General features: G+C 71.6%; 20 protein-coding genes and 1 pseudogene. 14 read left to right on the top strand and 7 right to left on the bottom strand.

All coding sequences use genetic code 11. The features are described 5' to 3' along the window. Positions 1-33: 33 nt before the first annotated feature. The 4 genes from ABH928_RS18550 to ABH928_RS18535 are packed head-to-tail and all read left to right on the top strand — an operon-like array spanning position 34 to position 3,554. Entirely contained in the window at positions 34-693 is a 660-nt protein-coding gene (locus ABH928_RS18550) for a hypothetical protein (protein ID WP_370067716.1), read from the top strand. Then, positions 693-2,177: a hypothetical protein gene (locus ABH928_RS18545; RefSeq protein ID WP_370067713.1), complete on the top strand. Its 1,485-nt coding sequence runs from the start codon at positions 693-695 to the stop codon at positions 2,175-2,177. The genes ABH928_RS18550 and ABH928_RS18545 overlap by 1 nt, the downstream gene beginning before the upstream one ends. Further along, positions 2,170-2,604 (top strand): hypothetical protein, encoded by a 435-nt coding sequence (locus ABH928_RS18540; RefSeq protein ID WP_370067711.1) that lies wholly within the window; start codon positions 2,170-2,172, stop codon positions 2,602-2,604. Before ABH928_RS18545 ends, ABH928_RS18540 begins: the two co-directional genes overlap by 8 nt. Beyond that, the gene (locus tag ABH928_RS18535; RefSeq protein ID WP_370067710.1) at positions 2,601-3,554 is read left to right on the top strand and encodes a hypothetical protein; all 954 of its coding nucleotides are present in this window, start codon (positions 2,601-2,603) and stop codon (positions 3,552-3,554) included. The genes ABH928_RS18540 and ABH928_RS18535 overlap by 4 nt, the downstream gene beginning before the upstream one ends. A 145-nt stretch (positions 3,555-3,699) precedes the next feature. Here ABH928_RS18535 and ABH928_RS18530 read toward each other — a convergent pair whose 3' ends face one another. Together ABH928_RS18530 and ABH928_RS18525 are read right to left on the bottom strand one after the other, a co-directional pair. Further along, on the bottom strand, positions 3,700-5,508 hold the full coding sequence (locus tag ABH928_RS18530) for a hypothetical protein (RefSeq protein ID WP_370067709.1): 1,809 nt from the start codon (positions 5,506-5,508) through the stop codon (positions 3,700-3,702). Beyond that, positions 5,505-5,684 (bottom strand): hypothetical protein, encoded by a 180-nt coding sequence (locus tag ABH928_RS18525; protein ID WP_370067707.1) that lies wholly within the window; start codon positions 5,682-5,684, stop codon positions 5,505-5,507. The genes ABH928_RS18530 and ABH928_RS18525 overlap by 4 nt, the downstream gene beginning before the upstream one ends. 199 nt (positions 5,685-5,883) lie before the next feature. Between ABH928_RS18525 and ABH928_RS18520 the strand changes: the two genes are divergently transcribed. The 3 genes from ABH928_RS18520 to ABH928_RS18510 all read left to right on the top strand — a co-directional run bounded on the left by ABH928_RS18520 (position 5,884) and on the right by ABH928_RS18510 (position 9,381). Next, the gene (locus ABH928_RS18520) at positions 5,884-6,408 is read left to right on the top strand and encodes a pyridoxamine 5'-phosphate oxidase family protein (protein WP_370067705.1); all 525 of its coding nucleotides are present in this window, start codon (positions 5,884-5,886) and stop codon (positions 6,406-6,408) included. Between the two features lie 233 nt (positions 6,409-6,641). After that, positions 6,642-7,409, top strand: a complete 768-nt coding sequence (locus ABH928_RS18515) for a DUF2993 domain-containing protein (RefSeq protein WP_370067703.1) — start codon at positions 6,642-6,644, stop codon at positions 7,407-7,409. 256 nt (positions 7,410-7,665) lie between these two features. Continuing rightward, the gene (locus ABH928_RS18510; RefSeq protein WP_370067701.1) at positions 7,666-9,381 is read left to right on the top strand and encodes an LCP family protein; all 1,716 of its coding nucleotides are present in this window, start codon (positions 7,666-7,668) and stop codon (positions 9,379-9,381) included. On the opposite strand, the gene ABH928_RS18505 is transcribed toward ABH928_RS18510, so the two are convergent. After that, the gene (locus ABH928_RS18505) at positions 9,339-10,616 is read right to left on the bottom strand and encodes an MFS transporter (RefSeq protein ID WP_370067699.1); all 1,278 of its coding nucleotides are present in this window, start codon (positions 10,614-10,616) and stop codon (positions 9,339-9,341) included. The two genes, ABH928_RS18510 and ABH928_RS18505, sit on opposite strands and share 43 nt — an antisense overlap. A 144-nt stretch (positions 10,617-10,760) precedes the next feature. Between ABH928_RS18505 and ABH928_RS18500 the strand changes: the two genes are divergently transcribed. Continuing rightward, entirely contained in the window at positions 10,761-11,804 is a 1,044-nt protein-coding gene (locus ABH928_RS18500) for a winged helix-turn-helix domain-containing protein (protein ID WP_370067697.1), read from the top strand. Positions 11,805-11,808: 4 nt separating this feature from the next. Next, positions 11,809-12,870, top strand: a complete 1,062-nt coding sequence (locus ABH928_RS18495; protein ID WP_370067695.1) for an ADP-ribosylglycohydrolase family protein — start codon at positions 11,809-11,811, stop codon at positions 12,868-12,870. A 109-nt stretch (positions 12,871-12,979) separates the two neighbouring features. Here ABH928_RS18495 and ABH928_RS18490 read toward each other — a convergent pair whose 3' ends face one another. Further along, positions 12,980-14,080 carry an MBL fold metallo-hydrolase gene (locus ABH928_RS18490; RefSeq protein WP_370067693.1) on the bottom strand — a complete coding sequence of 367 codons (1,101 nt, stop codon included), beginning with the start codon at positions 14,078-14,080 and terminating at the stop codon, positions 12,980-12,982. Between the two features lie 193 nt (positions 14,081-14,273). On the opposite strand from ABH928_RS18490, the pseudogene ABH928_RS18485 reads away from it, so the two are divergent. Next, positions 14,274-14,762 (top strand): annotated as a pseudogene (locus ABH928_RS18485) (HD domain-containing protein); the annotation flags it as partial. Further along, positions 14,745-15,251 carry a DUF6508 domain-containing protein gene (locus ABH928_RS18480; protein WP_370067952.1) on the top strand — a complete coding sequence of 169 codons (507 nt, stop codon included), beginning with the start codon at positions 14,745-14,747 and terminating at the stop codon, positions 15,249-15,251. The pseudogene ABH928_RS18485 and the gene ABH928_RS18480, both read left to right, overlap by 18 nt. 32 nt (positions 15,252-15,283) lie before the next feature. Here the strand turns inward: ABH928_RS18480 and ABH928_RS18475 are convergent, their stop codons facing one another. After that, the gene (locus ABH928_RS18475) at positions 15,284-15,847 is read right to left on the bottom strand and encodes a macro domain-containing protein (protein ID WP_370067950.1); all 564 of its coding nucleotides are present in this window, start codon (positions 15,845-15,847) and stop codon (positions 15,284-15,286) included. Positions 15,848-16,041: 194 nt separating this feature from the next. Here ABH928_RS18475 and ABH928_RS18470 point away from each other — a divergent pair, with 194 nt between their 5' ends. From ABH928_RS18470 to ABH928_RS18460, 3 genes are all read left to right on the top strand, one after another. After that, positions 16,042-17,160, top strand: a complete 1,119-nt coding sequence (locus tag ABH928_RS18470) for an LLM class flavin-dependent oxidoreductase (RefSeq protein ID WP_370067948.1) — start codon at positions 16,042-16,044, stop codon at positions 17,158-17,160. 65 nt (positions 17,161-17,225) lie between these two features. Continuing rightward, positions 17,226-17,849 carry an FMN reductase gene (locus ABH928_RS18465; RefSeq protein WP_370067691.1) on the top strand — a complete coding sequence of 208 codons (624 nt, stop codon included), beginning with the start codon at positions 17,226-17,228 and terminating at the stop codon, positions 17,847-17,849. Positions 17,850-17,919: 70 nt separating this feature from the next. Beyond that, complete coding sequence (locus tag ABH928_RS18460) at positions 17,920-18,414, top strand: N-acetyltransferase family protein (protein WP_370067689.1); 495 nt, start codon at positions 17,920-17,922, stop codon at positions 18,412-18,414. 60 nt (positions 18,415-18,474) lie between these two features. Here the strand turns inward: ABH928_RS18460 and ABH928_RS18455 are convergent, their stop codons facing one another. Together ABH928_RS18455 and ABH928_RS18450 are read right to left on the bottom strand one after the other, a co-directional pair. Continuing rightward, positions 18,475-19,248 (bottom strand): crotonase/enoyl-CoA hydratase family protein, encoded by a 774-nt coding sequence (locus tag ABH928_RS18455; RefSeq protein ID WP_370067687.1) that lies wholly within the window; start codon positions 19,246-19,248, stop codon positions 18,475-18,477. 48 nt (positions 19,249-19,296) lie between these two features. Further along, entirely contained in the window at positions 19,297-21,033 is a 1,737-nt protein-coding gene (locus tag ABH928_RS18450) for a cholesterol oxidase substrate-binding domain-containing protein (protein ID WP_370067685.1), read from the bottom strand. Positions 21,034-21,444 lie beyond the last annotated feature (411 nt).

The following is a 21,444-nucleotide window of genomic DNA, read 5'->3' as shown; positions in this document are numbered from 1 at the left end:
GGCGACGACCGACCACGGGGGACTGTCTTGGCGGTGGACGACCTTCCGGGGCCGGTGCTGACGTTCCTGGATGCGATCGGCGTTCCCTGGCCGTATCTGAACGAGGGCGACATACGTCAATTCGCGGCGATGGTGCGCGTGTTCGGCCAGTCCGTGGAGCAGACCCACCAGGACGCGACGGTGGTGCTCTCGAAGTTCGCGCAGGCGTACCAGGGTACCGCCACCCAGCGGATGCAGTCGGGTTGGGGGCAGCTCTCCGCGCGGCATGCGGAGGAGTTGGTGGAGGGCTGCCGGGTCCTCGCCGAAGCGCTGGACGTCGGCGCGGATGTCATCGTCGCGCAGAAAGTGGCGGCGATCGCCGAACTGGTCGTCCTGGCGGCCACGTTCGAGGCCGAGGCGGGCAGGGCACGGATCGCGGCGCTGCAGCAGCAGATCGTGCGTCACGTCACCGACGAGATCATCGAGGCGGCGGCCAAGCCGCTGTTCGCGAGGATCGAGCAGGCCATGTCCGGCCTCGACTGGTCCCAGACCTCCGGTGGCGGTGACGGGGGTGCCGCGGGGAGCGACGCCGCAGGGTTCACCATCGACCACGGGGTGGCCGCCGCACATCTGGAGCTCCTGCGTGGCCACGCGGAGACCTTCCGGGGCCATGCGGAGACACTGCGAGGTGGCCTGGAAGGGCTGGCGTTCTGATGGCTCCGGCTTCAGGCGGCGAAATGGGCGGCGAGGCGGGCGCTGCAGCGGGCGGTGAGGAGAAGGCGCTCTTCGCCGCCTTGAGGGACGACGTTCACCAGGCACTGCCGAAGATCGCCGAGCAGCACGCCCACGTGGTCGAGGACGCAGCGGACAAGGGCTCCAGGAACCTCGCCGACCATGCGGCGAACGAGGCGCAGATCGCCGAGGATTTCCGCTCCCGAATGCCCACGGACGAGCCGCGCACACCGCTGAGCACCCTGGGGGGCGTAAGCGGCCCGGAGGGCCCCGGGCAGCCCGGGGCCCTCCGACAGCCCCAGACCCTCACGACTGCGCTCACGACGCCCGGAGGGACTGCCGTCACGACGCCGGAAGTGCCGGACGCGGCGCCGGAAACGGCATCGGAAACGGCGTCGGCGGCGGCGTCGGCGTCGCCCATCGGGACGGCTGAGTCCACGATGACGCCGGAGTCCGCGATCCACGGCACCAGGATCGAGCGGGCCCTTGGGCAGGACGATGCAACGGGGGACGGAACCGGGGACACCGCGGGCGGCGGAACAGGCTACGCAACAGGTGACCCGACGGGCGGCGGAACCGGCGGCGTAACCAGTGGCGGAACGGGCGACGCAACAGCCGCGGCGGACCTCTCCACGCCGCAGTTCGGCAGCGCCGCGCTGCGCGACTCGCCGAACTTCGACGACCAGATCGACCAGGCGCTGGAGGGAACCGGCCTCAGTCGCGAGGAGTACGACGGACTGCGGCTCACCCCCACCCACGAACTGACGGTGGAGCAGATCCAGCAGGTCGCCGGGGTCCGCAACGCGATCGGGATCCAGGACGGTCAGATCGTCACCAAGGTCGTCGACCGGGAGGTGGCCGACGGATACCTGGCCAATGACCACGAGCTGTTCGGCGGCAACTTCGACCCGACCACCTTCGGCAACTCCATTGCCCGGGGTACCGACATCGCCGATCTCGCCACGCCCGCGCAGTTGCGTGACGGTCTCTCCCTGGACGACAGAGGCCACGGCTGGACCCCCGTCGCGGAGGACGCCGAGGAGGCGTACCAGCTCCGCTTCCCGGCACCCAAGGGGCTGGGTGCCAGCGCCGAGCCCAGTTACGGAGCGGTCGGTGACGCGGAAGCCGACCCCTCGCTCCAGGACCGGGCGGACTCCGTCGCCAGGATCGCGACCGGGCGGCGCGGAGCGCGAGGTTCGGTCATGGAGGATCCGTTCACCGGGACCGGGTACACCGCGGCCGGCGTACCCGAATGGCTGCTTCCGCGCGGCACGCCGCTTCCGAGGCGTGCCGAGATGTGGAAGATGACCCGGGACGGTCGGGAGACCATGGTGGGCTACTACAACCAAGGAGTCTGGACCAGGGTGGACGACCCGAGGGCGGACGATCCGAGGTCGGACGGCGGGGCAAGAGCGGACGACGGAGCAGGGGCGGACGGCGTAAGGGTGGATGACGTGGATGGCTGAGAGAATGCGGCATCGGGCCGGGAACTTCGCGGTGTACCGGGGCGACGTCTACCGCGCTTTCGGCGACAACACCTCCGTCCAGGTCTCGCTGGTCCGTGACGAGGAGGACGACCCGATGCCCGCAGGTCTCCAGCCGGACGCGCAGGACCCCACCCGGGTCTTCCTCGCCGACCCCGGGCAGCTCGAGGCCTGGTACCGCACCCGGTGGACCTTCCGTTGGCACGGCGAGGCCTTCGACGCCGAGGGTTCCTCGGGTGGGAGGATCACCGGCTGGTACGCCGGGCGGCGGTTGGGACGCGTCGCCGACCACCTGCAACGGATCGAAGCCAGCGCCTACCTGGGGACGTTCCCCCTCGACGAGGTCACCGACCTCACCGAGCACCGCACCGACCTGCTGGCGGAATGGAAGGAACAGCACCAGCGATGACCACCACCCCGGGCCTCTCCCCGCGGACGATCATCCAGTTGCCGATCACCCGCGCACTCGCGGAGCAGTACGTCGGCAACAGGGTCGTGCCTGGGCTGTTCGAACCCTTCCGGATGTGGGGACTCTGCTCGCGGATGGTGGATGTGGCCAGGGTCGACTCCGGGGCCGAGGCGCGCGCGGTCCACGGCCTGGCCGGGGCCGGCGACGACTTCCCGGAGGGCGACGGGATGTTCGTGATCCGGTTCCTGGCGAGCTGGCCGGGGCTGTTCCGGGCGTCGTTCGGCGCACGGACCACCGAGGACGCCGCGCGGCTGGGTTCGTCCCTGGTGCTGCCCGAGCCGTTCCTCGGGACCGGGTACACCGCGTACGCGCCCGCTGCCGTGCCCGAGTTCTGGATGGAGCTCTCCGAGGCGCCGATCGGCGCGGAGATCTGGCACCTGGCAGAAGTCGGCGGGGAGGGCTACGAGAAGGGTCTGGCGAGATTTGCGGGTCGCTACTCCGGGTGGCGCTCCTACCCCGCCGCGGAGGAGCGAGGACTGACGCCGGGCGGCGTCCCGGAGGCTTCGGCGGGCAGCGTGGCGCGCGGCGTGGGGGTGGTCGATGAGGGCGGCACCTGGCCCGCCGACTTCGGGCCGAACGCCGGTGAACTCACCGCCTACCGCACGTCCGGCGACGGTTCGGTGACGGCTCGTCGCCTGACGGACGGCCAGTGCGAGCAGGTGTTCCACCGCCGCCTGCTGACCACGTGGCGCGGCGCACCGTTCGAGGTGTTGGCGCTCGGGGCGGAGACGGCGACACTCGTCCTCACCAGCGGCAACGCGGAGGAGGCGACGCGGCTCGGGCTCGACGCCGCCGGTCGCCACGCCTGGAGGGCACAGGCGCCGAAGGCCCAGCTCGGTGAACTGACCGAGGAGACCCGGACCATCGGCGTGCAGCCTCAGTTCGGCTGAGTCGGACTCCGGCCGATCCGCAGGGTCACCGGGTCAGCCACTCCGGGTTGCGTTCGGCGGCCGGAGTGGTCTCCGCCACAACACGGACGACGACAACGCTGATAACCGGCCGACCCCGCCCGTGAACTGACGGGCAAAGGGTGGATCACCAGGGCAGCGGCTGGAGGGTGATCGCGGTCAGCGTGGCCTCCGTCGCGACGGAGAGGGTCGGGACGCCGCCGTCCATGTGGCAGGCGAGGGCCTTGACCGGCCCCAGCCAGGGGACGACGGACACACGGCCGGACGCCAGGTGCCAGAGGCAGATCCGCTGGTCGGACCAGGCGGCGGCCAGGATCGGCCCGGATGCGCTGTCGGTGGCGGCCAGGGCGGACGGGAGGGTGCCCCGGCGCGCGGAGGGGACCTGCATCACGCTCACGGAATGCCCGTCCCACAGACGGACGGTGCCGTCGAGCGATCCGGTCGCGACGAGCAACGGACCGTCGCTCGGCTGGACCACGGCCACGCCGGTGATCGGCAGGCCGTGGGCCTGGTAGGTCGTCGGGCGCATGGGGGCGCCGTCGAGCGGCCACAGGTGCACCCGGCCGTCCGCGCAGGCCACGGCGACCGGGATGCCCGCGCCGCCGTCGAGTGCGAGGGGACGCGCCTGTTCGTCCGCGAGCGTCCGCAGGTTGTGGCGTGCGGCGACCGCGACGGCGGCGGGTGACGGGGCGTTGGGGCCGAGGATGTGGACGGTGCCGTCGGAGCCGGTGCCGATCAGCAACCGTTCTGCTGCGGCGGTGAGCGACCCGGGTCGGATGTCGGGATCGGCGGGGATCACGTCGTCCTGCTCGCCGGTGTCGGCGTCGAAGAGGCGGACCTGGCCCTCGGCGTCGACAAGGGCGAGCCCGCCCGCCATGGCCGTCAGGGCGACTGCGCCGTCCAGGGGTTGGGACCAGCGGGCGCACCACGCGTGGGTGGCGGCGAGCGGGCGGAGGTAGGTGGCCAGGGCCTTGTCCGCTCCGAGCGCAGCGGCGTGGAGCAGCGCGGCGCGCTCGACGGCGTCGATGCCGGGGGTGGTGACCGCCGGGGCGGCAGCCGCCCAGACACGACGCAGGCGACCGGGCGCCCGCGTTTCCGGGTCGGCCAGCGCGGCAGTCACGGCGACGGGGGAGCCGTGGACCAGGTAGCCGGGATCGGCGAGCAGGCGCCCGCGCTCCTCGACAGCGGCCGTGGTCAGCGCGCGGTCGCGTTCGTGTAGGTCGACGGCGGTCCAGTCGCTTCCGGGGCCGAGCGGCGGCGCCGCTGCCTCGTCGGCGGGCGGCGTTGCCTCTTCCGGACCGGTTTCCGGATCGAACCCGAGGTCGATGTCGAGGGTGTCCGCGATGTCCGACAGCAGTCCCGTCGTGCCCGTCTCCGCCGCGATCCTGACGTGCGGGAGCTCAAGCAGCGGAGCGAGGACCTGCGCGGCGATCTCCGCAGCAGCGGAGACGCGTTCCGACGGCACGTCCGCGCCTCCGAGGAGGCCGACACCCGCGCGGTGGAGGTCGGGGACGACGATCGTGACCGGATGCGCATCGTCGGCGATACGCGCGACCAACTCCCGTGGATCCAGCGGGCCGTAGCCCAGCTGGCGCCCCAACTCCCAAGCCACGGTGGCGGCGGTCTGCCCGGCGGCGGGGACAGAGGCGTCGACTCGCGCCTGCGCGGTCCGGCCGTTCGGCCCGGTGTCGGAGTGCCGACGCAGCGTCGCGAGCAGCCTGCTCTTCCCGCTGCCGGGACCGCCGATCAGGCGCAGCAGCCGTGGGCTCTCCGGTCCAGCGCCGGTGTCGATGTCGGCGCCTGTGCGTGCCTCTGTGCCCGCCCCTGCTCCTGGCCCGGTACCGATGCTGGTTCCGGCGGCCCAGTTGAGCAGGATGTCGGAACTATCCAGACTGCTGGCGGTGTTGATGTCCGTTTCGAGCTGTATCTGCGTCACAGTGCGCCCTCCCGCACGGTGGCAGAGCCGTGGCCACCGGGCGCCGCCGGGTGGCCGGTGGCCGCCGTCCGGAGGCATGGGTCGACCACGAAGGAGCGCGACGGCGCGCCGACAGGACGCAGGCCACGCTCGGCGACATGGTCACGACTGTGCTGTTCCAGCCCCGGTTCGGTCATCGTTCATGCTCCTTCGGTGACCAGTTGAGGCTAGTCCATACCGTTGGTGGCATAGCAGGGCACATGTGTCGGATCGCGCCGACGGTCGGCACCCGAGCGAGTCGGGGAGCCCCTTCGGGGGTTCGGTGGGAGTCTGGAAGACGAGGCGACCACGGCCCGGGGACGGCCGCCGCCGCGACGTGCGAAGGGGTGATGGACGATGACTGGAAGGGTCCCCGTCGAGGTGACCAACCTCGACCGCTACGGCAATCCCCCGCTGGAGTGGAGTCGGGCCGACAAGGCGCTCAGCAGTAGTGTCCCGGGCCCGGCCGTCACGTCCTTCCTCGGCACCGTGCGCCCGGACGGCCGTCCCTCGGCGGCGGGCGTCGGGGCGGCCTGGCTCGACGGTGACCTCTACTTCACCAGCAGCCCCGAAGCGCGTAAGGCCCGCAATCTCGCGGGAAACCCCGCATGTACGCTCTCGACCAGGCTCGACGGCATCGACCTCGTGGTCGAGGGCGAGGCGGAGCGCGTGACCGACGGGGGAACGCTCGGCAGGCTCGCGGCCGTCTACCAGGCCGCGGGCTGGCCTGCCGAGGTCTTCGGCGACGCCTTCACCGCGCCCTTCAACGCCCCGAGCGCCGGCCCGCCACCGTGGCACCCGTACCGGCTGCGGATCAGTGCAGTCTTCGGTGTCGCCCTGGTCGAGCCCTACGGTGCGACCCGCTGGCGCTTCGCCGGCTGACGCAGGGGCGCCGGAGACGCAGGCTCAGGCCAGCGCGCGTGTCGGGTCGAGCTCGACCTCGCGCAGCACGATACGGCTGCGCAGCTCGCGCACGCCGTGAGCGCTCACACCTGTCACCCCTGTCGCGCGCGACGCACACGCACTAGTGTGCTCACGAACTTCGGCCGACGGGCCGACGGTCGTCGGCGGGGGAGAAGGGCCGACGGCGAACGCGTGGCGACAGGGGGGCAAGGATGAAGCGGCGCTGGGTCAAGGTGCTGACGATCGTGGTGGTGGTCCTGGCGGTGCTGGGCGTGACGGCCGACCGGGTCGCCGTGCACTACGCGAACCAGGAGGCGGCCACGCTGGCGCGGCAGAAGTACGGGTACGGGACCGACACGACCGACGGCTACCTGAACGTCTCGATCAACGGTTTCCCTTTCCTGACGCAGGTGTTGTCCGGGCGGCTGGACGACGTCACGTTGTCGGCCGGGAACCTGGTCCTCAACTCCCGTGCGAATGCGCAGGGCGACTACCTCGACGTGCAGAAGCTGGACCTGGACCTGCACGGCGTGACGGTGACGTCGTTGACCGCCCGGAGCGCCCAGGTCGATCTGGTCACCGGTGATCTGACGCTCACCTACCAGGCCCTTTCGGGCGTGATCACCCGTCTCATGAGCAACGGCGGTCAGCTCACCGTCGGTCCCGCGCCCGGCTCCGACGGGCAGCAGGCGCGGTTCCGGGTGACGGGCACCTGGGGCGGCCGGCAAGTGGACACCATCGGAAGCCTGCTGGCGCAGGGTGCGGAGATCGACATCTCGGTCCCCGGCGTCGGATCGAGCGGCGGATCCAGCTCGGGCTCCAGTTCCAGTACGGAGACCACCGGCCCCGGCACCTACGTCTGGGGAGTCCAACTGCCGGTCAATGCGACCTTCAGTGCCGCGACTGCGACGCCGACCGGCATCGATCTCTCGGTCATCGGCCACCAGGTCGTGCTCGGCGCCTATGCGACTGCCGGCTGAGGGGGGCGACACCCCACACGAATATGACGTGTCCGCGCCCATAATTGCGCTGCTCGGAGGCTTGGAAGCCGCAGTTCGGTGGCGCATTGTGGCGGCTCGGCTACAGATGGTTTGTCAGCGATCCTTCAGAGCTGAGGAAGGTTCCGCGTGAGGGTCTTGTGAGGGTATTGTCGCGCGACAGTCGCGAGCAGGTTGCGCGCGGGTGTCGTCGCCCGGTCTTCCGCTGACCGTGCCGACCGCGTGAAGGGGAGTCCACGTGGTGCAGCAGAAGCCGTCCTCCGGCGGGGAGTTGAGTGACGGCCAGGGGGCCGGGGCGTCCGGGGAGCATGTTGCGGCGCACTCGCACCGGGCCTCGCGCCGTGCCGCGCGTCGCGCTTCCCGTTCAAAGAAGGGCCGCTGGAAGCGAATACTCCTGTGGACGTCCGGAACTCTGGCGTTCCTGATTCTGGTGGCTGCGGGCGGTCTGTACTTCTATGTCCAGAAACTCAACGGCAACATCCAGAAAGGCGCCCTGAACAACGGCGCCGTGGTCCACGCTGCGCCTCCGAAGCCGGACCGGTTCGGGCGCACACCGTTGAACATCCTGCTGATCGGGTCCGACGGGCGGAACAGCGCCTCGGACTGCGGTCTCGGCGGCGCCTGCGACAACAGCCTGCCGCATGCCGACGTGGAGATGCTGGTCCACCTGTCCGCGGACCGCACCAACGCGTCCGTGCTGTCGATCCCGCGCGACACCGCTGTGCAGATCTCCGCCTGCACGGACTCCAGCGGCGTCCTGCACCCCGCCCACCGCGACATCATCACGGACAGCCTCAACTACGGCCCCGGCTGCACGGTCGACACCTGGGAAGACCTGACCCACATCCACATCGACCACTACATGATGATCGACTTCTCGGGTGTGGTGCAGATGGCGGACGCCATCGGCGGGGTCTCGGTCTGCACCAAGGAGAACGTCCGCGACACCGAGGTCTACACCGACTCCTCGGGTGTGCAGCACGACATCGGCTCCCACCTGGAGCTGTCCGCGGGCACCCATGTCATCACCGGCGACCAGGCGTTGGAGTGGTTGCGCACCCGGCACGCCTGGGGTGACGGCTCCGACATCGGCCGGACCAAGGCGCAGCACCTCTACCTCAACTCCATGGTCCGCTCCATGAAGTCGCTGAACACCCTGCTCGACCCGCTCACGGTCAACAAGTTGGCGGTCGCCGCCACCAAGTCGCTTTCCGTGGACACCGGTCTGGGCAGCGTCAACGCGCTGGCCGACCTGGCGCTGGAGCTCAACAAGGTGGCCACCAACCGGATCACCACGCTGACCATGCCCTGGGCGCCTGACCCGGCGGATCCCACCGCGCATCTGATACCCACTCAGGATGCCTTCACCATCTTCAACATGCTCGTGAACGACATCCCGTTGGACAAGAACGGTCCGTCGACCACCGGCACCCAGTCGACCCCCACCCCCGCGCCGACCCAGCCCGTCGACAAGGCGACGGTGTCGGTGACCGTCCAGAACGACAGCCAGCAGACGGGCCGGGGCCGGATGATGACCGACTACCTCGCCGCCCACGGCTTCTCCCAGGCCACGCTGGACACCAACTCGGGTCAGGCATCGGCCACCACGCTCACCTACCCGAGCGCCGAGAAGGCCCAGGCGGAAGCGGTCGCGTCCGCGCTCGGCCTGCCGACCAAGGCGCTGACGGCGTCCGGCTCGGCCTCCGGTTCCGGTTCCGGATCTGGAACCGGCCTCAAGCTGGTCATCGGGACCGACTGGACCGCCGGCGCCGACTACCTTGCCGCCAACCCGCTTCCCTCCGCCGGGGCGCTGCCGACCACGGCGGTCTCCCAGAACGCGGCGAGCGACACCAGCGACTGCATGGACGTCAACCCCGCGCCGTACACGTCGTTCGCGCCGGGGCAGACGCACTACGAGTACAGCTGGGTCGGCTCGACCCCGCCGAGCAACTGACCGGGCGGGCCGGCAGGGACGTGCGGCAGCGCGCGGACGGCGGGTGAGGCAAGCGGGAGCAGCACCACGGCGGCGTAGCAGAGCCCGGCGGCCGTCATCACGTGGAAGCCGCCGAATCGCTGCGCCAGCGGCCCGACCGCGAGTTGGCCGATCGGGATGGCGATGTAGGAGAGCAGGTCGTCGTAGGCGGCGACGCGGGACAGCACCTGCGCCGGGATGTGCTCCTGCAGCGAGGTGTCCCAGGCGGTTCCGGCAAGCGACGAGCCGAGGCCGCCGACGAACGCCGCCGTGATCAGCCACGGCGTCCGCAGCTCCGCGCCGATGGCCAGCAGCGGCAACGCACCCAGCAAGCAGGCCAGTTGGCCGAACCGCAGCAGGTGGCGCAGCACGAGCCGGTACATCAGCGCGCTCATCAGCAGCATCCCGACGGCGCGCGCACTGAGCAGGAACCCCCAGGTCGCCTCGGAGCTGAGCTGCTTGGTGAGTTGGGGCCCGAGGATCTGCCAGGTGCCGGTCTGCACCAGGTTGGTCACGCAGAACGCCGTGGTGACCGTCCAGACCCACGGCGTCCCGCGGAACACGGTCCACCCCTCGCGCAGATCGCGACGAAGCGTTCCGCGCGCGGTGGCGGCGCGCGTGGTCGAGGTCGGCGGGGTCGCGGGCGGGGGGAGCCGGGTCAGGCAGGCGGCGGCGACGAGGTAGCTCAGCGCGTCGCAGGCGATCGCGGGTCCGCCGCCGACCGCGACGACCAGCAGACCCGAGACGCTGGGCCCGAACACCCGGGTGCCGTTCTTGACCGACGAGAGCAGCGAGTTGGCCCGCTGGAGCTCCTCGGTGGCCACCAGCTCCGGCAGCAGCCCGCGCAGCGCCGGTGTGGTGAACGCGGCGAGCAGGCCGTTGAAGAACTCCAGTGTGGCGACGGCGGGCAGGGAGTAGTTGCCGGTGAGCAGCAGCACCGCCACCGCGCCCTGGGTCAGCCCGGAGCCGAGGTTGGCCGCGACGAGCACGGTCCGGCGTGGGAGCCGGTCCGCGGTCGCGCCGCCGATCAGCAGGAACGCGAGCAGCGGCACCATGTGCGCGGCCAGCACGACGCCGAGGTCGTCCGGGCGGCCGGACGCGTTCAGCACGGCGAAGGCCAGGGCGACCGGCGCCATCGAGCTGCCGAGAAGGGAGACGAGTTGGCCGGAGAAGAACCAGCGGAAACCTGATCGCCGCAGGAGGAGAGGTGGGAGCACCGGTCGAGTCTGCGACCGGTCGGTGGCGGGCACTATTCTTTCGGCACCAGGCGAAAGTTCGGATCCGCCGCTGTGCCCTTACTTCGGGCGGTGGGCCGAGGGCCGGGGGCTGAGGAGCGGCGGGACGAGGAGAGGGCGACGTCGATGGTGCTGCTACGGCTGGACTCGCTGGCCCTGTCCCGCTCCCGCTTCGCGCTCTCGCCCTTCGCGCAGGCGCTGGCGTCGATGATGCTGCTGTGCCGCCCGTGCGTGCACCCTTGGCTCGCCGACTGGCACGGGCGCCATCACACCGCCTTCCGGGCCCGGCTCGACGCCGACCCGTTCGCGCGTGGGCTGGTGATGCTGGTCAGCTCGACCAAGTACCTCCCGGACCACGTCACCCTGCCCCCGAGGGGCGGCATGGGCACCACGCTCGACTCCGAGCTCGCGGAGGTCGCCAAGGTGCCCGACGACCAGGTCCGCCGCAGCCTGGAGCGCACGCTGGCGCACAGCTGGGAGGACCGCGACCTGTCCTGGCTCACGGGTCACTCCTGGGCGGCCCGGACGGCGGCCTTCGTCCGCGAGGTGTGGGCCGAGCGGCTCGCCGCCGACTGGCCGAGGCAACGCCTGGTGCTGGAGCGTGACGTGACCTACCGGGCAGGGCTGCTCGCCGCCTACGGGTGGCCGAGCGCTCTGGACCAGATGAGCAGGCGCAGCGCGTGGGTGGGCGTCGACGCCATCCGCTTCAGCGACCGTGCGGGACCGGACCGGGTGGTCGGGCCGGACGGCATGCTCTTCGTCCCGATCGTGAAGCCGAGCAGTAGCTGGCTCTGTGAGGCACCTGACGCACCGTACGCCCTCGTCTATCCGGCACGCGGCAGCGGGGCTGCGGGCGGAGCGGACCCGACTCCGGCGTCCCGGCGGGTGGTTGGCGCGCTCGCGCGCCTGATCGGCGCCGGACGCGCGGCGATCCTGCGGGAGTTGGAGCACCCCGCGACCAGCAGCGAACTCGCCGCTCAGCTGGATCAGTCGCTGGGTACCATCGGCGGACACCTGGCCGTGCTGCGCGAAGCAGAGCTGGTGGTGGGCACACGCGTCGGCCGACGCGTCGTGTACCGGCGCACGGAGCTCGGCGACCTGCTCGCGGAGGGGACGCTGTCGGCCGGGGCCGGGGAACGGAAACAACAGGGGAACGCGCATGACGATTGATCAGATGGATCAGAACACCACCATGGCAGCCTATCTGGCGAGGTCGGAGCGGGTTCGTGGCTGCCTGGTGGGCGGCGCGACCGGGGACGCGCTCGGCTGGCCGGTGGAGTTCCAGGGCCTCGAGGCGATCCTCGCCGCCCACGGCCAGGACGGCGTGACCGAACTGCCCCGCCGTGCCGGCAGGGCCGGCAGCGACCGGCTCGCCGAGGTCACCGACGACACCCAGATGACCCTCTTCACGGCGGAGGCGTTGCTGTGGACCGGCGGCCGACGCAGCGAGGTCCGCGCCGCTGCGCACGCCGCCTACCAGCGATGGCTGCGAACCCAGCGGTTGTCCGGCCCGGAGGGCGAGCAGAACGTCGGCCTCCTCGGCGAGCCCTGGCTCTACGCCTCACGGGCGCCGGGCAACGCCTGCATGTCCGGCCTGCGGGACCATCCGGAGCTGCCGGAGGTGGCTCCGTTCGGGCGGGTGGGGGTGGTCAACTCGAACTCCAAGGGCTGTGGCACGGTGATGCGTTCGGCGCCGTTCGGGCTGGTCGGGGTGGGGCCGGAGGAGGCGTTCCGCCTCTCCGCCGAGGCGGCGCAGCTCACCCACGGCCACCCCACCGGTTACGTCGCGGCCGGGGCCTTCGCGGCCCTGGTCGACCGCCTGGTGAGTGGCGAGGAGCCGTCGGCCGCGGTGGCCGAGACCATCCAGCAGGCGGCGTCCGCGCCGCTCGGCGCGGGCACGGAGACCGTCGAGGCGCTGGAGCGCGCCGTTCGGCTGGCGGCCGAGGGCAACGCCGGTTTCGACACCGTCGAGCGCGTCGGCCTAGGCTGGATCGCCGAGGAGTGCCTGGCCATCGCGGTCCACTGCGTGCTCGCCGCCCCGGCCGATCCGCGCCGGGCGCTGACGCTGTCCGTCACCCACTCCGGGGACAGCGACTCGACCGGCGCGGTCTGCGGCAACCTGCTCGGTGCGGCCCACGGGCTGTCCGCGCTGCCGCAGGACTGGGCTGCCGGGGTGGAGGGCGTTCCCACCCTCCTCCGGAGCGCCGACCTGCTCGGCGCGCTGCGCCTCGCCTGACCGCCACCTGTCGCTCGGGCCGCTCTGTCGCTCTGTCGCTCGGGATCGTCCGCCGTTTCTGCACGGCGAACCGACCGCCGCTCCGACTGCCGTTCCGACCCCCGCTCCGTCAGCGGACCTCGGCCAGGTCGGACGCCGGAGCGGCGTCGGACGCAGGTGTACGCGGGCCGGGGAACGGCGTGTCGGGATGCTCCAGCTCCCAGGCGAGTTGGGCCAGTCCGCGCACCTGCTCCAGCATCGGCACCTCGGGCGTGCCGTCGAGGTGCCGGTACTGCATCGGGACCGTGATCGCCAGGCGCTCCGGGAGATGCAGCGCGGGGTCGCGGTTCTCCTGGAGCAGCCGCCGCGCGGCCTCCGCCGCGGGGACTCCGAGCCCGTGCAGCCGGTGGACGCCGTCCCGCAGCCAGCAGAGGTAGTCCCGGTGGGTGTGGACCCCGGCGCGGTCCACCACCGGGCCGTGACCCGGGACGACGACGGTCGCGCCGGTGGCCAGCACTTCGTCGCAGCCGGCGATGACGTTCTCCAGCGGTCCGGCCCAGTGCACCGGATGGTCCCCTGGCTCGTCCTCGCTCGCGGTGAAGAGGACGTCACCGGCGAAGCAGACCTGCTGGCGCGGCAGGTAGGCGATCGCGTCGCCGCGGGTGTGTGCCGACGGGATCTGGATCATCCGGACCGGCGTGTCGCCGACCATCGCCTCCAGCACGCCGCTGAACGTCAACGTCGGTGTGGGCAACGTTGTCTGCGGCCACAGGTAGCGACCGAAGTGGCGGTGCAGGTACCAGCCGACGAGCGTCTCCCGGTCGCCGTGGTGGACCAGGCCGTGCAGGTCGCACGGGTCGGGCTCGTGCGCGATGTGCCCGGCCGTCTCCCGGGTGTAGACGATGCGCGCTTGCGGGACCGCCTCCCAGCCCCAGAGATGGTCGCCGTTGCCGTGGGTCACGAAGAGCCACTCCAACTCGGCGCCGGCGGGGAGCACCGGTGCGCACCGGTCACGGAACTCGTCGGCCAGCGTGCGGTCGTAGGGGGAGTCGATCCAGGCGGCGGCGGAGGAACCGGTCACCAGACCGCAGTTGGCCAGCCCCCAGCCGTGCCCCGGCGTGGGACGCCAGACATGGACGCCGTCGGCCACGGGGAACAGCCGTGCGGCAGAGGTGGAGGAGGCGTGAGGGGGCAGGGGATCAGCGGGTCCGAGCGGGACGGAAGAGCTCATGGATGCAGATTGTGCGATGGAATGACCGTCGGGCGCGACGCCGGTCCATATCCCTGGACGGCGTGTCGGCCCGGCGGAGCCTGGCGACACACCGGGACCGCCTGCGCATGATGGAGGTGCGGCACGGTCCTGGCGGTGGGCGAGGCACCGGCGTCCGGGACCGGTCCGAAGACGACGAACGAGGGAGACTCAGGTGACCGAGAAGCCGCACGAGGCGGGTGAGGCGGGTGAGGCAGGGCCGTGGCTCTCCCTGGCCGAGGTGGAAGCGATCGCCCGGAACGCGCACGCTCAGCAGGTGGACAAGGCGGGCCGCCCGTACGTCGAGCATCTGGAGGCCGTGGCCAGTCGCACCGCGTCCTACGGCGGTGATGACGCACAGGTGGCAGCGGGTTGGCTGCACGACGCCATCGAGGACGACGCGCTCACGCTCAACTGGCTGGCCTCCGCCGCCCTGCCGCAGCGGACCAAGGACATCGTGGTCGCGATGACCAAGCGCACCGGCGAGCCGCTCCAGGACTACGCGGCGCGCATCCTCGCCACCCCGGGCGCGGTGACGGTCAAGGACGCGGACCTGTCGTCCAACTCGGCACCCGATCGGCTGGCACTGCTTCCCGACGCGGCCCTCCGGGCCCGGCTCACGGCCAAGTACGACCTGACCCGGCGCCTGATCCACCCCGACTCCGACCGGCGTCCCGCCCTCGGCACGGGCGCGGACGGCGACCCGGACGACGCGACCCTGCTGGCCGGCCTCGACCGCGAGTCGGAGCCGGCGCGCCAGGCCTGGCGTGCGCTCGCCGAGTACGCCGCGGGCTGGGCCGTCGAACCCGGCGACGTCGAGTGGACCGGAGGCTGCGCGACCTACGGATCCCGGGTCGACGGCCTCACCCAGGCGCTGGTGGCGGTGGGCGCGGTGACCCCCGCCTACGCCTGGACATCCTTCACCGAGCCGGATCTGGCCCCGGGCGGTACCTTCACGCCGGGCGACGCCGTCCGCGCGGCGACCGCCATCGTGCGCGGTGAGCGGTTCTGCGAGGGGTCGATCGGCACCGCCTGGAAGAGCGGCCGACTCTTCGCAGTCGTCCGCGCCCTGTCCGCCGTGTCGCCCGCGTCTCCTCCGTCTGCCGATGCCGATGCCGATGCCGATGCCGGGGGCGACGGCCCGCGGCCCTGAGGCGACGACCTCGGCTGACCGGCCTCGTCCGGTCAGCCGTGGTCGTAGACCGTGACCGATACGCCCCGGCTCACCAGCACGTCCCGGACCAGCGGCTCGACCCGCTCCCAGCGCCCGCCCGCGAGCCCGCAGCCGATCCGCGGCATATGGACCGACGCGCCCCGCTCCAGCACCAGCGGGGCCAGGGCGGACAGCGCGGTCCCTATCGCCTCGTACCGAACCGGCGGTAGCCCGCGGCCACCCCGGCGCGTGCCGTGCTGGCCGATCATGTTCGCCACCCAGAGCCCCGGCGCGACGCCCGGACGGCCGCCGCTGCCCTGCTCTCGTTCTCGTCCCTGATCACGCTCCGGTTCGGCCGCGCGATCTGCTCCCAGCCCGACCCGGACGAGTTGCACCGCGCCCAGGCCGAAGTCGTTCTTCGCCCGCTCGCGATGCCAGCGCTGGTAGGCCGCCTCCGGCTCCGGCCAGCGCTTGGAGAGCGCGACCACGAACCCCTTGCCCCAGCCGCCCATGTCGTTGCAGACGTGGGCGATCACCTTAGGCCCCTTGCCCTGCGGCGCGGTCGCATCTCCGCGCACCACGTTCAGTGCCCCCATCACCATGCACGCGACGTTAGCGGCCACCACTGACAAAGGACGCGAGGAATGCACCGGCTGGCCGAGTGGTTGGACACATGGTTGAATGTTCAACGAAATCTCGAAGTGAGAGACAGGTGAGCCCCATGACGACGCCCGCGACGCGCCCCGTCACCCCCGCGCACTCCATCGCGGGGACCGCGCCCGACGCCGGTATGCAGTTCGGCATCTTCAGCGTGGGCGACGTGACTCCGGATCCGACCACCGGGCGTACCCCCAGCGAGCACGAGCGGATCAAGGCCATGCTCGCCATCGCGGAGAAGACCGAGGAGGTCGGCCTCGACGTCTTCGCGACCGGTGAGCACCACAACCCGCCGTTCGTCCCGTCCTCGCCGACGACCATGCTCGGCTGGATCGCGGCGCGCACCGAGCGGATCATCCTCTCGACCTCGACCACGCTGATCACCACCAACGACCCGGTGAAGATCGCCGAGGACTTCGCGATGCTCCAGCACATCGCCAACGGCCGGGTCGACGTGATGATGGGACGCGGCAACACCGGCCCGGTCTACCCCTGGTTCGGCAAGGACATCCGCCAGGGCATCCAGCTCGCCATCGAGAACTACGCACTGCTGCACCAGCTCTGGCGCGAGGAAGCGGTGGACTGGGAGGGCCGTTTCCGCACCCCGCTGCAGTCCTTCACCTCGACCCCGCGCCCGCTCGACGGCGTCGCGCCGTTCGTCTGGCACGGTTCGATCCGCTCGCCCGAGATCGCTGAGCAGGCTGCCTTCTACGGCGACGGGTTCTTCCACAACAACATCTTCTGGCCCAAGGAGCACACCCGGCGGATGGTGGAGCTCTACCGCGAGCGCTACGCCCATTACGGCCACGGCACGCCTGAGCAGGCGATCGTCGGTCTGGGCGGGCAGGTCTTCATGCGCCGCAACTCCCAGGACGCGGTGCGCGAGTTCCGCCCGTACTTCGACAACGCTCCGGTCTACGGGCACGGCCCGTCGCTTGAGGACTTCAGCACCGAGACGCCGCTGACCGTCGGCTCGCCGGAGCAGGTCATCGAGAAGACCCTGTCCTTCCGCGACTACGCGGGCGACTACCAGCGCCAGCTGTTCCTGGTCGACCACGCGGGCCTGCCGCTGAAGACGGTGCTGGAGCAGATCGACCTGCTCGGTGAGGAGGTCGTCCCGGTGCTGCGCGAGGAGTTCGCCAAGCGCCGCTCGGCCGGGGTCCCGGCCGCCCCGACCCACGCCTCGCTCCGCGCGGCGGCGGAGGAGGCACAGCAGACGGAGCCGCAGCCGGAGACGGCAGGGCGCAACTGACGCGACTGCAACTGAAGGAACTGCAGGAACCGAAGCCACTGACGGAGAGAAGGAGTACCCCACCGATGGACCCCATCACGCTGACCGTCGTCTCGGCCGGGCTGAGCCAGCCCTCCTCGACCCGGCTGCTGGCCGACCGGCTGACCGAGGCGGTCCGCAGCCGGCTTGCCGCGGACGGACGCGAGGTCGTGGTCGACCACGTCGAACTCCGTGAGCTCGCCCACCCGATCGCCGACAACCTGGTGACCGGCTTCCCGGGCGAGGCGCTGCGTCACGCGATCGACAGCGTCACCGAGGCGGACGCGTTGATCGCGGTGACGCCGATCTTCTCCGCGTCCTACAGCGGCCTGTTCAAGTCCTTCTTCGACGTCCTGGAGCAGGGCGCGCTGGCCGGAAAGCCCACCCTGCTGGGCGCGACCGGCGGCACCGCGCGCCACTCGCTGGCCCTCGACCACGCCATGCGCCCCCTCTTCGCCTATCTGCGCGCGGTGGTGCAGCCGACCGCGGTCTTCGCCGCATCGGAGGACTGGGGCAGCGCCGACGAGAATGGTCTGCGGCAGCGGATCGACCGCGCCGCCGACGAGTTGGCGTCCGTCCTGCGGGGCCGCCCGGCGGCCGCACGGCGCAGCGACCCGTTCGCCGACGTGGTCCCGTTCGCCGAGCAACTCGCCGCGCTGCGGCCCGCGTAGCGGGTGCGGTGCCGACACGGCCGACGGAATTCGGTTGCCTCCGGTGGCGAGCCGAAGGCAGGGTCGGGACATGCTCGAACTACGCACGCTCACCTCGCACGACTGGCCGCTCTGGCGCGAACTCCGCCTGGCGGCCCTGGCCGAGGCGCCCTACGCCTTCGGCTCGACCCTGGCCGAGTGGCAGGGCGACGGCGACCGCGAGGACCGTTGGCGCGGTCGTCTGTCCATCCCGGGCGCGCACGACCTGGTCGCGGTCCTGGACGGCCGCCCGGTCGGAATGGGCAGTGGTGTCCCGGTCGAGGGCGACGCCTCGACCGTCGAGTTGATCTCGCTGTGGGTCGGTCCGGCTGCGCGGGGCCACGGCGTCGCGGACGGCCTGATCGACGCGATCGCCCGCTGGGCGGTCGTCCGAGGCGCCCGTACCCTGCGTCTCTCCGTCCGACCGGACAACACCAACGCCACCGCCCTCTACGCCCGGCACGGCTTCGTCGACACGGGCGAGGTGGGCGACGCCCTCCCCGACGGCAGCGGGCACGAGCGGGTCATGGCGAAGCCGCTGACGTGAGCGTCGGCCTGCGGCGTCTGCCGCCCGCGCAGTGCCCTGCTCGGGCCGCAGGCGACGCGACTACCGCTCCCGCGCGCGGAACTTCTCCGCGCCCGCGAGGCCCTCGGCCTTGAGGGTGGCGAGGCCGTGCTGGAACTCGTTGGCCAGCGCGGCCTCCTCCGTCAGGCCCTCCGCCTCCCGCGCCGAGAGGCGGTCCTCGCGCATGCAGGTCTGTGGGAAGCCCGCGATCCGGCGTGCCAGCGCCTCCGCGGCGGTGCGCTCGGTCCCGACGGGGACGACGCGGTCGGCGAGACCGATGGCCAGCGCCTCGGGGGCAAGAACCTCACGACCCGTCAGGATCAGGTCCATTGCGCGGCCCGCGCCGATCAGACGCGGCAGGCGGACCGTTCCGCCGTCGATCAGCGGAACGCCCCAGCGGCGGCAGAAGACGCCGAAGACAGCGTCCTCCGCAGCGACGCGCAGGTCGCACCAGATCGCCAACTCCAGCCCGCCCGCCACCGCGTGGCCTGCGACGGCGGCGATGACGGGTTTGGACAGGCGCATCCGGCTGGGGCCCATCGGCCCGGGACCGTCGGTGGTGAGCACGTTGCCGTTGGGGCCGTCGGCCTCCTTGAGATCGGCCCCGGCGCAGAACGTGCCGCCCTCGCCCCACAGCACGGCCACCGACGCCGTCTCGTCCGCGTCGAACTCGGCGAACGCGCGGAACAGCGCGTTCGCCGTGGGTCCGTCGACGGAGTTGCGGCGCCCGGGGCGAGCGAGGACGACCGTCCACACCGGCCCGTCGCGTTCGATCCGCACCGCAGGAACGCCATGCGCTGTGGGTACGTCGGTCACCTGGGCCACCACCACTACTGCCGTGACAAGACGAGCAAGAGGACAAGGTCAGGGCAGCAGCGTATCCGTGAACGCGGTGGAGTAGATGCGTCCGGGGTCGTACTTGTCGAGCGTGGCCAGCGCGGTGTCCCAGTTGGCGTCCGTCGGTTGGCCGGTGCGGAAGGAGTTGGGGATGGTGGTGCCGAGCACGGTCGGGTCCGCCCAGGCCGCGGTGCCGGAGTAGGCCCAGCCCTTGGACCACTCGGCCCGCACCGCCGCGTAGCTGCCCGTGTAGTGGGACAGCGCCCACTGCTCGGTCTGGCGGTAGAGCTGCTCGGACTGCTGAGTGCCGGGGACCGTCAGCAGGTCCATCCAGACCGCGGTGTCCCACTGCGGCTGGTCGGGCCGGGGCCGGACCGCGCTGAGCAACGGCTGGACCGCGCCGGGGACGCCGCAGTCGGCGGGGTTGTCCAGGCCGGTGACCCGGACCTCCCACGGGCCGTTCATCGGGTACTGGCCCGCGTTCTGGTAGGTGGTCAACTGCCCTTGCAGGTACGTGTAGAAGTCGCTGACCACCTGCTGGATGTCGCTGCGTGCGCAGAGGATGGCGTAGCCGTTGGCGGTCACCTGCAGCGTGGTCGGGCGCACGTAGAGCAGGAGGTTCTTGGCCCAGCCCCAGATGTCCCAGGTGCCGGTGGTGATCAGCCCGGAGCCGACGATGCTCATCTCCAGGTTCTCGAAGGTCGGTGTGATCCCGACGTCGCCGGAGAGGATGTCGGCGACGTAGCCGGACTCCTGCGTGGTGATCGAGTCCGAGAACGAGTAGTTGAACGGGCTGTCCACCTCCTTCGACAGCCACGGCTTGCTTGGCGTCACCGACCACACCTTGAGCCAGGGCACGGTGGTGAACGGGAACCAGATGCTCTCCACCCGCCCGTACTTGTTCACCAGCGACGCGAACGAACTGGACCCGGCCGACGCGGGCGGCGCGAACAAGTCGGTGACCTGGGTCGTGTAGGTGCTTTCGCAGCGCAGCCGCTGGTTGGCCCCGACGCGCAAGGTCGCCTCGGTGACGAAGGCGCGGCCCAGGTTCACCAGGAAGGCGCCGATGTCGGGGTCGCTGCGCTGGAAGGTCTTCAGCACGTAGGCGCTGCTGCCGGAGTCCCAGACCACCGCGGTCAGCGAGGTGACCAGGTTGCTGACGGAGCCGTAGGTGTGTCCGGCGACGAGCGACTCGCCGCCGGCCGGGACGGAGGTGCCGTGGCCGTCGATGGCCAGCACGCCGCCGAGCGTCAGGTCGCCGGGAGCCGGGGTGTTGGTGAGGCCGTAGCCCGCGTTCTCCAGTGAGGTCAGCAGGTTGAGCATGGTGACCCCGGTCTGCGCGGTGACCGAGGCGGGGGAGCCGGAGTTGACCGTGACGGCGGTGAGGTTGACGGTGGTGTCGACCAACAGGATGTTGCCCGAGGCCCCGCTCGGCTCCAGGAACGGCGACCAGCCGTGGCCCATGCCCTTCGGACGCAGCTTCCAGCCGTTGGCGTAGGCCCAGTTGGCGAGGGTGACCACGTCGTTCGGGCTGCTCGGGGCGCAGGTCCAGGTCGGGTTGAGTTTGATCTCGCCGGACCAGTTGGTGAACGCCTGCTGGTAGACGGAGATGGTGCTGGGGAAGTTCGGCGGTGCCGAGGTGGCCGCCTCGGCTGCGGACACCCTGAAGGCGGGCGTCCACTGGGCTACCCCGAGCGCGGCACCGGCCGCGGTCGCGCCCAGGAAGGCGCGTCTCGACAGGCGTGCGCGGTCGTGCTGATCCATGACTGTCCTCCGGTCGGCTCTGCGAGCGGCGCGCGAGCGCAGCGCCTCCGCCGTCCTGTGCGCGGGGGTGCCGGTCGGTCGCTCGCACGTCGCTCGGTGGGTGGGGAGCGCGGCCGTGCGCGGCTTCGGGGCGTGCGGGCAGGGGCGACGTGAGGTCGCGGCCGTCCGGCCGAACGCCGACGCGCGGCGGTGAAGGGTGGTGGAGACGCGTCGGGCGGTGCGGTCCCGCGCAGAGGTCCTCGCCGGCGGTGCGGGCTCGGCGGGATGACAGTCGTACCGGTGGCCCGGGTGCTGTCCGGGTGAGGGAGAGGGTCGGACCGCGCGCCGGAGAAGTCAATGCCGATGCCGAGACCGATGCCCGGACCGATGCCGCAACCGATAGGGCCGGTTGCGGAAAGCCGCTGCCCTACC

This window comes from Streptacidiphilus sp. MAP5-3, assembly GCF_041262505.1.
Lineage (GTDB): Bacteria > Actinomycetota > Actinomycetes > Streptomycetales > Streptomycetaceae > Streptacidiphilus.
This window is presented reverse-complemented; position numbering and strand designations above follow the sequence as displayed.

Excerpts from the sequence above, each read along its gene's own strand:
- ABH928_RS18465 (WP_370067691.1), top strand. The coding sequence starts at position 17,226 with ATGGACCCCATCACGCTGACCGTCGTCTCGGCCGGGCTGAGCCAGCCC.
- ABH928_RS18535 (WP_370067710.1), top strand. The coding sequence starts at position 2,601 with ATGACCACCACCCCGGGCCTCTCCCCGCGGACGATCATCCAGTTGCCG.
- ABH928_RS18495 (WP_370067695.1), top strand. The coding sequence starts at position 11,809 with ATGGATCAGAACACCACCATGGCAGCCTATCTGGCGAGGTCGGAGCGG.
- ABH928_RS18520 (WP_370067705.1), top strand. The coding sequence starts at position 5,884 with ATGACTGGAAGGGTCCCCGTCGAGGTGACCAACCTCGACCGCTACGGC.
- ABH928_RS18490 (WP_370067693.1), bottom strand. The coding sequence starts at position 14,080 with ATGAGCTCTTCCGTCCCGCTCGGACCCGCTGATCCCCTGCCCCCTCAC.
- ABH928_RS18525 (WP_370067707.1), bottom strand. The coding sequence starts at position 5,684 with ATGACCGAACCGGGGCTGGAACAGCACAGTCGTGACCATGTCGCCGAG.
- ABH928_RS18540 (WP_370067711.1), top strand. The coding sequence starts at position 2,170 with ATGGCTGAGAGAATGCGGCATCGGGCCGGGAACTTCGCGGTGTACCGG.
- ABH928_RS18470 (WP_370067948.1), top strand. The coding sequence starts at position 16,042 with ATGCAGTTCGGCATCTTCAGCGTGGGCGACGTGACTCCGGATCCGACC.
- ABH928_RS18450 (WP_370067685.1), bottom strand. The coding sequence starts at position 21,033 with ATGGATCAGCACGACCGCGCACGCCTGTCGAGACGCGCCTTCCTGGGC.
- ABH928_RS18475 (WP_370067950.1), bottom strand. The coding sequence starts at position 15,847 with ATGGGGGCACTGAACGTGGTGCGCGGAGATGCGACCGCGCCGCAGGGC.
- ABH928_RS18500 (WP_370067697.1), top strand. The coding sequence starts at position 10,761 with ATGGTGCTGCTACGGCTGGACTCGCTGGCCCTGTCCCGCTCCCGCTTC.
- ABH928_RS18460 (WP_370067689.1), top strand. The coding sequence starts at position 17,920 with ATGCTCGAACTACGCACGCTCACCTCGCACGACTGGCCGCTCTGGCGC.
- ABH928_RS18545 (WP_370067713.1), top strand. The coding sequence starts at position 693 with ATGGCTCCGGCTTCAGGCGGCGAAATGGGCGGCGAGGCGGGCGCTGCA.
- ABH928_RS18515 (WP_370067703.1), top strand. The coding sequence starts at position 6,642 with ATGAAGCGGCGCTGGGTCAAGGTGCTGACGATCGTGGTGGTGGTCCTG.